13 protein-coding genes are annotated in these 12,336 nt (G+C 47.0%); 5 read left to right on the forward strand and 8 right to left on the reverse strand.

Annotation, left to right across the window (positions count from 1 at the left end; all coding sequences use genetic code 11):
- Positions 1 to 9: 9 nt before the first annotated feature.
- Positions 10 to 228: a hypothetical protein gene (locus PMG71_RS18245; RefSeq protein ID WP_283755146.1), complete on the reverse strand. Its 219-nt coding sequence runs from the start codon at positions 226 to 228 to the stop codon at positions 10 to 12.
- Positions 225 to 1,991, reverse strand: a complete 1,767-nt coding sequence (locus PMG71_RS18250) for a S8 family peptidase (RefSeq protein ID WP_283755147.1) — start codon at positions 1,989 to 1,991, stop codon at positions 225 to 227. Before PMG71_RS18250 ends, PMG71_RS18245 begins: the two co-directional genes overlap by 4 nt.
- A gap of 189 nt (positions 1,992 to 2,180) precedes the next feature.
- Here PMG71_RS18250 and PMG71_RS18255 point away from each other — a divergent pair, with 189 nt between their 5' ends.
- The 4 genes from PMG71_RS18255 (at position 2,181) to thiD (ending at position 5,939) form a co-directional block, all read left to right on the forward strand.
- Positions 2,181 to 2,600, forward strand: a complete 420-nt coding sequence (locus tag PMG71_RS18255) for a hypothetical protein (RefSeq protein ID WP_283755148.1) — start codon at positions 2,181 to 2,183, stop codon at positions 2,598 to 2,600.
- A 98-nt stretch (positions 2,601 to 2,698) separates the two neighbouring features.
- On the forward strand, positions 2,699 to 3,532 hold the full coding sequence (locus tag PMG71_RS18260; protein ID WP_283755149.1) for a cell division protein FtsQ/DivIB: 834 nt from the start codon (positions 2,699 to 2,701) through the stop codon (positions 3,530 to 3,532).
- Between the two features lie 301 nt (positions 3,533 to 3,833).
- Entirely contained in the window at positions 3,834 to 5,120 is a 1,287-nt protein-coding gene (ftsZ, locus tag PMG71_RS18265; protein ID WP_283755150.1) for a cell division protein FtsZ, read from the forward strand.
- 12 nt (positions 5,121 to 5,132) lie between these two features.
- Complete coding sequence (thiD, locus tag PMG71_RS18270; RefSeq protein WP_283755151.1) at positions 5,133 to 5,939, forward strand: bifunctional hydroxymethylpyrimidine kinase/phosphomethylpyrimidine kinase; 807 nt, start codon at positions 5,133 to 5,135, stop codon at positions 5,937 to 5,939.
- Positions 5,940 to 6,035: 96 nt separating this feature from the next.
- Here thiD and PMG71_RS18275 read toward each other — a convergent pair whose 3' ends face one another.
- Genes PMG71_RS18275 through PMG71_RS18285 form a run of 3 tightly spaced genes read right to left on the reverse strand, consistent with a single transcriptional unit; the run spans position 6,036 to position 8,320 of the window.
- Complete coding sequence (locus PMG71_RS18275; protein ID WP_283755152.1) at positions 6,036 to 6,353, reverse strand: nucleotidyltransferase family protein; 318 nt, start codon at positions 6,351 to 6,353, stop codon at positions 6,036 to 6,038.
- Between the two features lie 44 nt (positions 6,354 to 6,397).
- A complete protein-coding gene (locus PMG71_RS18280; RefSeq protein ID WP_283755153.1) occupies positions 6,398 to 7,108 on the reverse strand; it encodes an HAD-IA family hydrolase in 711 nt (236 codons plus the stop codon).
- 18 nt (positions 7,109 to 7,126) lie between these two features.
- Positions 7,127 to 8,320: an NAD(P)/FAD-dependent oxidoreductase gene (locus PMG71_RS18285; protein WP_283755154.1), complete on the reverse strand. Its 1,194-nt coding sequence runs from the start codon at positions 8,318 to 8,320 to the stop codon at positions 7,127 to 7,129.
- A gap of 278 nt (positions 8,321 to 8,598) precedes the next feature.
- On the opposite strand from PMG71_RS18285, the gene PMG71_RS18290 reads away from it, so the two are divergent.
- Positions 8,599 to 9,453 (forward strand): prohibitin family protein, encoded by an 855-nt coding sequence (locus PMG71_RS18290; protein ID WP_283755155.1) that lies wholly within the window; start codon positions 8,599 to 8,601, stop codon positions 9,451 to 9,453.
- A 231-nt stretch (positions 9,454 to 9,684) separates the two neighbouring features.
- Here PMG71_RS18290 and PMG71_RS18295 read toward each other — a convergent pair whose 3' ends face one another.
- The 3 genes from PMG71_RS18295 to PMG71_RS18305 all read right to left on the reverse strand — a co-directional run bounded on the left by PMG71_RS18295 (position 9,685) and on the right by PMG71_RS18305 (position 12,329).
- Entirely contained in the window at positions 9,685 to 10,623 is a 939-nt protein-coding gene (locus PMG71_RS18295) for an XDD3 family exosortase-dependent surface protein (protein WP_283755156.1), read from the reverse strand.
- A 405-nt stretch (positions 10,624 to 11,028) separates the two neighbouring features.
- Positions 11,029 to 12,051, reverse strand: a complete 1,023-nt coding sequence (locus PMG71_RS18300) for a ParA family protein (RefSeq protein ID WP_283755157.1) — start codon at positions 12,049 to 12,051, stop codon at positions 11,029 to 11,031.
- A complete protein-coding gene (locus tag PMG71_RS18305; RefSeq protein WP_283755158.1) occupies positions 12,048 to 12,329 on the reverse strand; it encodes an ATP-binding protein in 282 nt (93 codons plus the stop codon). The genes PMG71_RS18300 and PMG71_RS18305 overlap by 4 nt, the downstream gene beginning before the upstream one ends.
- Positions 12,330 to 12,336 lie beyond the last annotated feature (7 nt).

Consider the following 12,336-nt stretch of genomic DNA (forward strand, 5'->3'; position numbering starts at 1 on the left):
GACACCCATTCAAGACAGCAGTTCAAAGGCATTGACTTCTAGTACCGGCCCGATCGCGGCCATGGTCATCACATCATCACGAATTGTGCCTTCAACTGAGCACTTAAGTCCAGGTTGGAGTATTTCAGGCGGAGCATCCATGAGTTCAAAGACCTCGCCTGTTTCAGACAGTAAGGCCCAAGTTCCAACGCCGATCTCTTGACGTTCAATGGTACCAGTAACTTTCATACAGTTTTTTGTTCTCCTATGACGGCTAAACGAGCAAGGGCAAAACATAAGAGGGCGTTTACCCCTAGGAAGAGTTGCGCGAACCAACCTGAACCTAACCATAGCATTTCTGGATCAATAACAGCACTGATTCCTAGGAAACTGGCAAATCCTAAGCTTGTGCCGATCGCCAACCATTTTCCAGAGGGATGCCCCAAGAGGGCAATCACTAGGATGAGGGGAATCAGAAAACTGGCGAAGATGGGGTTAAGTAGGGGACTGCCGCTAATGATATTACCCCATTCGGCGATCGAACTACCCATCATGCGGAAGGGCCATTGGGGGACATCAAAGAAATACAATCCTCGGAGGAAAAATAGGCCCGTACTTCCGGCCACTAAACCCATGCTTAACGACCCACTCCAGGCAAAGGGGAAATAGTTTCGCAGCAGCCAAGCGAGGATATAGGAACCGAGTACCATAGCAATTTTGGGCATTAAGGCGATCGCCCCGCCATCGATCCAGAAGCGAGGATTCAGATAGCCATTATCCCGCAACCACCGGAAGAAGTCTTTGAACGTAATCTGACCTTTGATCGCCAGTTTAACGGCGGCTCCGGCATCTAATTGACCCGCGCCAAAATGATTCAGGGGGTCTTCTTCCACTGCGCGAGATGATTCTTTGAGGATTTTGAGGACATCTTCGGGGTCTTCTACGCCCACTGATTTAATTAAAGCAGCAACTCCGGCTACATGGGGCGCGGCCATGCTGGTTCCCTGATAGCCTTCAAAGACGGCTTTTCCGGTTTGGGGATCGATGGTGTTTTGCAGAATTTTACCGGCTTCTGAGCCTCCGGGAGCCGAGAGGTCTACCCCCGCGCCAAAGTTAGAATAGGGGGCTTTTGCGCCAGAGGGATCGAGGGCAGAAATCCCGATCGCATGGGGATAGCGAGCGGGATAGCTGGCGGCATTTTGATTGGAGTTCCCGGCTGCTGCCACGATGACCACTCCTTTGTTATAGGCATAATCGATCGCTTCTTTGAGCAGAGCGCTTTCCCCTGCTCCCCCCAAACTGAGGTTAATCACATCGGCTTCATGGTCGGCAGCAAATTTAATCGCCTCCGCAATATCGGCCACCGTGCCGCCCCCGCTTGCTCCCAAGACTTTCAGGGGCATTAATTTGGCTTCATAGGCGATCCCGGCTACCCCATAGTCATTATTGGTGGATTGGGCAATGGTTCCTGCTACATGGGTTCCATGACCCGCATCATCCTTGGCTTCGATGCGATCGTTTACAAAGTCATAGCCTTGGGTAAATTTTGTATCCTTGAGATCGGGGACTTGAGTAATTCCCGTATCAATGACTGCCACGGTCACTCCTTGACCTTTGGTCTCATCCCAAGCCGATTCCATATTGATGCTGCGGAGGTTCCACTGTTTGGCATAATCGGGATCGTTGGGAATCTCTGTGGCTTGATAAATATAGTTCGGTTCAATACTTTCGGTATAATTTTTTAGGTCTGTAGCTTGCAATTGCTCCAATAAGAGGCGATCGCCTTCGATAATATATACATGATCGTCAAGAGAAAATTCACTATTGAGCCGGGGGCTTACGCCATACTCTTGATTTAAAGATTGCACCCATTCGGGAATTTGATTGGCTCGCTCTTCACGAAAATCCAGGATAATCGATTGATAGGTTCCTTGAGTGGCTAACCCTTCAGAGTTGAAAAGGGCAAACCCTAATGTAAAAATAAATAAGCATAGGAGGAGAAATTTTTTCATGGCTGACACAATCAATGATTCGGTGGAAACTACAGATACAGGAGTAGAAGCTAGGGGGAAGCTTTTACAACCATAACTCATCCTTTTGGGGATTTGGGGCCCATGGAGCCGAATTGTTAACGATTCTTTTCACGTTGGCGATCGCAAAAAAACAGTTTTCCTCTCTAGCCATCATTAACGAGAAAGATTATGGAACGTGGTTTACTCTGGTTGCCTTTACTGGCCGTATTTATCGGTTTAACCTGGGCCGGATGGAAGGAATACCAAAAATTACAGGTTTATGAAGAGTGGGCCAAAGGCTTCGATCGCTCCAAGTATGATATCTATGCTGCTTTGGGACAAAAAGGAGACCAGTTAACCTGGGGTCAACCCACAGCATCCGGGGTTATAAACTGCCAAACCCTAACTCTGACTGACTTACAAGAGGTTCAACTGTCGGTTGAGGGTAAGAGGGTTAAGGACGATCTCCCCCAAGGAAAAACAGTGATGTTAGTCCTACAGTTTCAAGGGAAAAGCGAATCTGTGAACATTCCTTTCACAGATCCCGAATTAGCCCAGCAATGGGGGAATTATTTAAATCAGGAGTGGTTACAGCAAAAACCCGCTTAAAAACCCTCTGAGTAGAGGGTAAGAGCCACTCATCACCATGACCCAAAAATTTGTAAGCTATATTCTCAACCTTTGATTCCCTCTTGCCTATTTAAGCAATGACCCTTATTCAACCGATTTCTAAACAGGAATTACTGGAACGACGCAGAAAACTCCGCCAAAAACAACGGTTGAAGCTCCTGCAAACCCTTTGGCAAACTGTAGCTGTTGGGGCGATCGCCTATGGGGGAGGATGGCTACTGACTCAGCCGAATTGGGCGATCCGCGATCCTGAACAAGTGGTAATTAGGGGCAATGAGTTGCTCACCACCGAAGCCTTGCGAGAGCTGTTACCGATTAAGTATCCCCAGTCCCTATTTCGAGTCCAACCCCATGAAATTGCCCAGACCTTAGAAGCCAAGGGGCCAATCGCTCAAGCCCAAGTGACGCGGCAATTATTACCCCTGAGATTAACAATCGAGGTGAGTGAGCGCAAGCCCGTGGCGATCGCCATGGACTCTGGACAGAGTAAAACTGTGGGTTTAATTGATGAACAAGGCATCTGGATGCCCCTGGAAAGCTACACCCAGTTAACCTCCTCTGCTCTTCCCACCCTAAAAATTATTGGCCCGTTAGCCTATTATCAGTCCTCTTGGGCCGAAATATATGGGGTTCTCAAAACATCTCCTGTTCAAATTATGGAGCTGAACTGGGAAGATCCCAAAAACCTCATCCTGACTACCGAATTAGGAAAAGTCCATTTGGGAGTCTATACCCCCCAATTGGCCAAGCAATTGCAAGTTCTCGATCGAATGCGACAGCTCCCGCAGCAGATCCCTCCGGGGCAAATGAACTATATCGATCTGAGAAATCCAGACGACCCATCCATTGAGATCAAGTCCTCATCTACTCAATATAAGCCATTTGATGCCGGCCAGATCCCTCAAGAATAAACTGTAAATTTAGGGAAGACTTAACGTTTCGAGATTCCCCTTTGCCTAGGTGAAAGATAGTTAAACGGCAACCACTGAACTAATGAGTACAAGCTATGATAAGCTTCATCAAGGGTATGGTGAATCGGCATCAGCCCTCACTTGAGGTGGAAGCCTGGGAGATCATCCCCATCAGCCATTATGATAGGGGTGAGGAATTGAGCTACTGGGTGCGATTTGTGTCTGCCAGAGTTGCGATGTTATTCCTTAGCCAACTTGATACTATACATTCATTGATATTTATTGTGTAAAGCAACGGCCCATGACACCTCCCAATCAGAAGCTGGGGCATGTCCCCCTCAACTCTAATCGTGATAGTCAATCCAATCCTTCAATGGGAGTGGATTCAGGTAATCCGTTTAAAAATGCTGGAGTTTCTTCTTCTAATTTCAAAGGGCATCAACAAATGGTAAGCGATGAGGATCAACTACAAAACATTACACCCAGTAGTGTAGCCAAAATTAAAGTGATTGGTGTCGGAGGCGGTGGCGGTAATGCGGTCAACCGTATGGTGATCAATGAAGTCTCAGGGGTGGAGTTTTGGTCAATTAATACGGATGCCCAAGCTTTGGTCAATTCGGCGGCCCTGAATCGATTGCAAATTGGGCAAAAGCTGACCCGTGGCTTGGGGGCTGGGGGGAATCCGGCGATCGGACAAAAGGCCGCAGAAGAGTCCCGTGACGAAATTAGTCAGGCTCTGGAAGGTTCGGATTTGGTCTTTATTACCTCTGGTATGGGAGGCGGTACGGGTACAGGGGCTTCGGCTGTGGTGGCTGAAGTGGCTAAAGAGGTGGGGGCCCTAACGGTAGGGGTCGTGACTCGCCCGTTTTTGTTTGAAGGCCGGCGGCGCATGAATCAGGCAGAACAGGGGATTGAAGCGCTTAAAAGTCGGGTGGATACCTTGATCGTGATTCCTAATGATAAGTTGTTGTCGGTGGTTTCTGAGCAAACACCAGTACAGGAAGCCTTTACGGTTGCCGATGATATTCTGCGTCAAGGGGTACAGGGAATTGCGGATATTATTACGGTTTCGGGCTTGGTGAATGTGGATTTTGCTGATGTGCGGGCGGTGATGGCGGATGCGGGATCGGCTCTGATGGGTATTGGGGGCGGTTCTGGGAAGTCGAGAGCGAGGGAGGCGGCGATCGCTGCCATTTCTTCCCCCTTACTGGAGTCTTCCATTGATGGGGCTAAAGGTGTGGTGCTGAATATTACGGGCGGTAGCGATCTGACTTTGGTTGAGGTGAATGCGGCAGCTCAGGTCATTTATGAGGCGGTCGATCCCAATGCCAATATTATTTTTGGGGCGGTAATAGATGAGAAACTGCAAGGGGAAATCCGGATTACGGTGATTGCAACTGGTTTTACGGGAGAACTCCCTTCTTCTAATACGGTACAGCAGCAGCGATCGCATCCTAATATCTATCAAGCGCCCTTAACTCCTTCTCCTGCACCGGCTCCTTCTCCGAGTCCTTCTCCCCTGAATCCTCAACCGAAAGGGCTGGATATTCCCGATTTCCTCCAACGTCGTCGTCCACCGAGAACCTAGAAGGAAGAGCAGATGAAGTCTAAAATTCCGGTTGTACTGACGATCGCCGGCTCGGATAGTGGGGGAGGTGCGGGTATTCAGGCCGATCTGCGTACCTTCGCCTTTCACTGTGTTCATGGTACGTCAGCTTTGACTTGCGTGACGGCCCAAAATACGGTAGCCGTGAACCGGGTGGATGCCTTGCCTCCAAAAGCAGTGGTGGCTCAACTTGAAGCGGTGGTTGAGGATATGGGGGTTCAGGCCGTGAAGACGGGAATGTTACTGAATGCAGGGATTATCAAGGCCGTGAGCGATCGCCTGCAAGCCTTGCAACTGCGTCCCCTGGTCGTCGATCCGGTGATGGTCTCCCGTAGTGGGGCCCCACTGATCGACCAGGAAGCGGTTAGAGTTCTGCAACAGGAGCTGATTCCCCAAGCCACTTTGGTGACCCCAAATCGCTATGAAGCACAGTTGCTGACGGGTGTAGAAATTAACTCTTTGGACAAAATGAAGGAAGCCGCAGAAACCTTGAAATGGCAATCTGGAGTCCAGGCAGTTTTGATTAAGGGTGGGGGAATGACCGGAAAATTACGGGCTGTTGATATTTTTATTGACGATCGGGATATTACGGTATTAGAAACAGAACGTATTGATACATCAAATACCCATGGAACCGGATGTACCTTATCAGCAGCGATCGCTGCTAATCTGGCTATGGGTCATTCAATTCGAGACTCAGTACAGAAAGCGAAAAACTATGTCACCCAAGCCCTGAAATGGAGTTTAGATATTGGTCAGGGAACTGGCCCAGTGGGTCATTTCTTCCCACTGATGCCTTAATTAAAGTTGGGTTGCAGCTCTCTAACCTACTCAAAATTTTCATTAGCTTGAATCAGTTGGATACTCTTGAGGATATCCATCAGATAAAGGCTAAGTTTACGCGACATCAATAGCTTCCTGGATAATGTTTGTTCGGATTTGGGGTTTGATATCACTTTGAATCACTAAATCAACATTTCTTTGAAAAAGTTGTTCAAGAAACAATTTGAGACCCATATATAGTCCCAGGGTAGGATCAACTTGAAACTCTACTAAGAAATCTAGATCGCTGGTGGATGTTGCTTGATTGCGGGCTGTGGAACCAAATAGAGCCATCGTTTTGATTTGGTATTCTTGGAATAAATTGGGTTGTTCTCGTAGAATTTGCAGAACAGTCTCGGCCGTGAGTCCATTTTCCTGGGTTTGATTAGTCATCACTGTATTGCTATTGCCTATTGCCTTGTCAGTCGATCCATTGCTCATACAAAGGCTTGAAAACAAGACCAGACTTTACCTTTAGCTACCTTAAATAACTCCGGGTGTTGAGATTGACGTTGTAGCCAAATGGGAGAAAGTCCAGCTTCTATTGCACCTAAATAATCATCTTCATAACTATCGCCAATATGTAAGGCTTCATGGGGTTTGTAGCCATGTTTGGCTAGAGCTGTATGGAAAATTTTTGGATCGGGTTTAGCCGTACCCACTTCGGTGGAAATGGTAATCGACTTGAAAAAAGGTTTTAGGCCTAAGGCGTTGAGAACCTTATGTAAGCGGGAGTCAAAGTTAGAAATAACCCCCAGTTCAATCCCTTGATTTTTCCAACTTAAGAGAGAGGATTTGACATCGGGATAAACAAACCAAGGGTAAAACGTTGAGAAATAATGATAGAGTTCATTGAAAAAGCGGTCAAAGTCAGTAAACTGATCTATCACCTCCGCTTGTTTAAAGGTTTCAAACGCGATCGCTTTCCACCACTCGAACTCATGGGACTGTCGCTCTTGAGAGTCAATTCCTGGAAAAGCGGCTGGTGGGGCCTTTTTGAAGCTCTCGCTAAAGGTTTGGTCAATCAGATCGGCAGAAACTTCAACCCCAAATCCTTGGGCAAATTGGCTATAAATTTCGCCGACACTGCCGCGTACTCCAAAGAGCGTGCCCACGGCATCTAAAAAAATAACCTTTGGTTTTGACATGGTGATGCCTTTGATGATCTAATTTAACATTATCTCTTGTAAGGGTTGTGTCATCCAGTTAAAAGCGACTTTTAATTGGTGGTTGAGGGTGGGTAAACGATAGAGATAAATGAGACGACGGGCAATGTGGGCTAGGGGGCCATCGAGTTGCAGTCCTAAACCGGTTAAGGTAGCATTATCGATACCCAAAGCCATCATTTCACCAAGATGAGAGTAGCGAACGGGGAGCAGGGGGCGATCGCATAAAGAGGCCCAGATATTCCAGGCACAATAGTCTGCCTGTTGAATGGCGGCTTGGGCAGTTTTGGGGAGCATTTGACCGGTGGCATCACAGCAGTCAGAAAGGTCGCCTAGAATGAAATAATGGGGACGATCGATCGCCTGTAGAGTGGTAGTAGTAGTAATTTGACCGCGAGCATTCTTTTTGAGATCTAAACCTTGGACACTGGGCGGAATTTGGGTTCCCACTGTCCATAACACTACATCTACGGGAAGAGTATCTTCTTGGCCTTTATACAATAGGGAAATAGAGTCTGGGGCGATCGCCTCAATGGTGGTTTCTAAATCGATCCATACTCCTTTTTGTTTTAAGGCGGCTTCGGCTGCTTTGCGGTTAAACTCTGGGGAATTGGCTAAAATACAATCGCCTTTTTCTACCAGGCGAATGCGTCCGCGATCGCCCAGGCGATCGGCTAATTTACAGGCTAATTCTACCCCACTATAGCCTGCCCCGGCGATCGCCACCCGAATTACTTCTTGCTCCGATGCGATTAAGGGGCGTAAACTTTCTTCTAAGCGATAGACATCTTCCAGAGTCCGAAAGGGAATCCCATATTCTTGGCATCCGGGAACCCAAGTTAACGGGGTTTCTCCTCCCAAAGCTAACACGATGCGATCGCCATGCAAAACCTGTCCTGAGTCCAGAGTAACCTCTTGAGTCTCCAAATTAATTTGGCTCACTTCTGCTTGCATAAACCGCACCCCAGTATCTGCCAACAGCTCTGCATAAGGCGGCGCTATTTCCCAAGTCTGCATTTCCCCAGTAATCAGCTCATATAATAGGGGCATAAACAAAAATCGGTCTTGGCGATCGATCAAAACAATCTCTGGCTTTTCCCGTCCCTCCCAAGAAAACTCACTCAAACGCAGGGCAGTATACAACCCCCCAAAACCACCACCAAGGATACAAATGCGCGTAGATCGTTGTGACATAACAGAAGACTCGGACATCCACAAGAGAACTTCTTACAGCATAACAATGAGTCATGAGTCATGAGTCATGAACAATGAACAATGAACAATGAACAATGAACAATGAGTAAACAAGCGAGCAAGATGCTCGCACTCCCCATCCCCCCATCACCCCATCACCCCATCCCCCCATCCCCCCATCACCCCATCCCCCCATCCCCCTATCACCCCATCCTCCCCATCTCCCCAAAGCACTGTAAGATGATCGAGGCAAGACACTCGATCGTAAGGAGGTTATCATGTCCAGAAATCAATCAGACCTTGGCGTATCCGGAATCCTATTTGGCATTATTGCTGCCTTAATTATCTTAATTGGCGCAAACAGCTTTGTGATTATCAATCCCGGTCAGGCAGGGGTTCTCAGCATTTTAGGGAAAGCCAGAGATGGGGCACTCCTAGAAGGCATTCACTTCAAACCCCCCCTCATTTCAGCCGTTGATGTTTATGATGTCACTGTACAAAAATTTGAAGTTCCTGCCCAAAGTTCCACCCGCGACTTACAAGAATTAACCGCTCGTTTTGCGATTAACTTTCGCCTCGATCCGCTTAAAGTTGTGGAAATTCGCCGTACCCAAGGAACTCTAGAAAATTTAGTTTCTAAAGTAATTGCTCCCCAAACCCAAGAATCTTTTAAAATTGCGGCAGCAGTGCGAACGGTAGAGGAATCGATTACCAAACGGGCAGAATTGAAGCAAGATTTTGATATCGCCTTAGATCAAAGACTGCAAAAATATGGCATTATTGTCCTCGATACCAGCGTCATTGACCTCACCTTCTCGGCTGAATTTGCCCGTGCGGTAGAAGACAAACAAATTGCCGAACAACGGGCGCAACGGGCGATTTATATTGCTCAAGAAGCCGAACAACAAGCCCAAGCCGATATTAACCGCGCTAAAGGGAAAGCCGAAGCTCAACGGTTATTAGCAGAGACATTGAGGGCCCAAGGGGGGACATTGGTGCTGCAAAAAGAGGCGATCGAAGCCTGGAAAGAAGGGGGGGCACAAATGCCCAAAGTTTTAGTCACTGGCGGTCAATCCAATTCCGGTGTACCCTTTTTATTCAATCTCGGTAATCTGGATCAAGCCGTAGATTAGTAGATTCCCAGTAGGTTTGGTCAGCACCTAACAAAATCTGTAGGGGCGAACGGCCGTTCGCCCCTACAAAAATGTCTCACTGTTATTTGAATTGGCTATAAATTCGGTGAAACACCATAATTTAAAAAAATTTAGGGAGCGAGACGCTCCCACTCCAGTAATATCAGAGGATTAGAGGAGTGCGGGCATCTTGCCCGCTTCTCTTTTTCCATTCACCGGATTTGATATGATTTAACTCTGTTTACGCAGTTTGCTACCCGCGAACATTAAGCCAACCAGGGCTAAACCAGCAACTGCGGTGGGTTCGGGAACGGGAATGCTAGGTACTTCTACTTCTTCAAACGTTCCTTTCAGAGCGATACCATCGTTGGTGCATTCAGCGAACAGATAAGAGACGAACTCACCCAGCATTTCTGGGGTTTTGGTGAAGCTAAAACCAAAGGTTTGAGTTCCCAGTTTATTGTTTTCTACTCCAAAAGCGTTGGAAAAGTTTAAACCTAAGTTGCTCAGTTGAGTTGAATTGAGCAATTGGAAATTGTCGTTTTCTACTTTAGTTCCAGACGCGATGGAAGTAGGAGCGCCACGGTTAGCAGTATAGAAAGAGGTTTCAGAGGCTTCTAAATCACCCAAGGATTTAACACCAGCATTGCGGTCTGCAACATTCTGGGCGCGGCCTTTGGTGTGGTCGTAATGTTTTTCAATTGTAGACCAACCAGAGTTAACAGCAGTGACGTTTTTGGTGGTGATATCTTTGTACAAACCTACAGGGTTGGTTCCTTGGGCCGCATCAAGGGTAGCGTCATTGAGTCCACGTCCGAAAGAGTCGTTGGTTTCGGCGAAATGAATACCGTATTGCTCTCCACCGACACTGAAGAGGAAGTCACTCCAACCGATATTTTTGTCGTTGGCACCGTTATAAGATGCTCCCTGTAAGCCTAGGTTAGTGTTGATCCCAACTGTGATGGTGTCTCCATCTTGGTGAACTGCCATACCATAGATTTCGTAGACAGATACACCGTTGACTTCGCCACCTGTACCGTCGTTGAAGTAGTCACGAGCATAGTTCCAACCGTTGACGAAGGTTCCGGCTTGGGCAACTCCAGTCATACTGAGTAAACAAGCGGTGGTTGCAGCAGTACCGATAAGAGTTTGAATAGAATTAAGTTTCATGAGGTTTGCTCCTTCTGTTCTGTGTTGTGTACTAAACCGCCGTCCTCAAGGTTAATCAAGATGAGTCGTCATCTTTGCTTTAACAGATGCACGGAACACTAACGACGTTCAGTAGGCTTTGTTTTTACCCTATATTCAGCATATGCCAGTTCTTCAACTGTGCCATCAGGAGAGTTGCTGAATTTAGATTGCACCTAAAATGAAGGATGGGTAAGGGATACGGAGCCGAGGAAAGGAATGCCCCTAGAAACCCGTATTTTTAAAGCCAAGCTTTATATCTCTGACGAAAGAATATAACAATTTACGCAAATCCCCTGTAGTTCTGGCAGGTTGTAGAGAAAGACTGCTAGAGCTGGCCCAGAGTAACCTCATCGTTGTCAGGGTCAACTCCGGATGAAGTGAGGATTAATTTTGGAGACCGACAGGATTTAAAGCTAACCCATCGGTTTGATCCACAATGTTTCGTGCTAATGCCTGGAAGTCTTTGTACACATTTTTTACAGCGTACACATGAGCGCCGATCGCCCCATCAGCCGGTTTAAGATGAAAGATGGGTTTGTGGGACTCTTGCGCCATGGGCATTAGGCTCTGATAATGTCTCAGGAGTGCCAAACAATTGGGATCGTTCGGTGGAGTTAAGATGGTATCACTCCGTTCTGCCAGGACTTCAACATTATAGATTTCTGGAATTCGGGCGATCCATTTTTGAAACGCTTTCACTGGACGGTCGTAGCGGACACCATGCTGGAGAATCACATAACCCATCGGTTGCATTTTCCCGGTAGGCAAATCTAGATCGGAGGCTGGATTTTTCGGAATCCTCTCTTGCCATTCTTCTCGCCATCGTCTTAGCGTTGGGCCAAGGTTTTTCAGTCCTTGTAAGGAAAACAGATCGGGTGAGAGCGGTACAACCACATAATCTGAAGCAATTAGAGCCGCTCGATTAATTGCACCCAAATTCGGCCCTAAATCAACCAAAACCACATCAGCATTGTGAATTTTACCCGCTTCAGTTAAGATTCTCCAAAACGCAGAGATCACCCTGAAGGCTCGTTCTTTGCGATCTAAACAATCTGGCCACTGAGAAGATAATTCATCTTCAAATCCAGATAGTTGCAAATCTCCAATTAACAGGTGCAATTCATCTTCTATTCGTTCTAGACTGGGAGACGCAATATCGCCAATTCCGCTCAATAATGGCTTTACACATCGAAAAATGGTGTCGTAGCGATTGAGGGAACTACTTTCTAAAATCTCTTCTAGTCGATCTTCGTCTAAAAAGGCTGCGGTTAAATTGGCTTGTGGATCTAAATCGGCCGCGATAACTTTGAGTCCTAAATCAAAATACATCCAAGCTAAATGATAGACCAGAGAAGTTTTCCCTACTCCACCTTTATTATTGAAAAAGGTAATAATCGGCGCGTTCATGGTTTTCTCCTGATAATCACCGAGATGTAAGAATCTTCCAAGATAAATTCTGCTGGTGGGTTGCCATTTTTTTGTAACTCTTTCTGAGCGATGGGAATACCAATCCCAAACCGTTGCACATAGCCTAAATTTTTCATTGCTTCGGCTAAATGGGGATTGCGATAAGGTGCATGGGTTTCTTCATAGGAGCGGAGTAAGTTGGATAGAGCTTTATCACCGAGGGGAAAAAACCGGGTTTGTACCAGAACCTGGGATAGGAGTGATAAAGTTAGCCACAAACCCGGT

It is taken from the genome of Roseofilum acuticapitatum BLCC-M154 (assembly GCF_030068475.1).
GTDB lineage: Bacteria > Cyanobacteriota > Cyanobacteriia > Cyanobacteriales > Desertifilaceae > Roseofilum > Roseofilum acuticapitatum.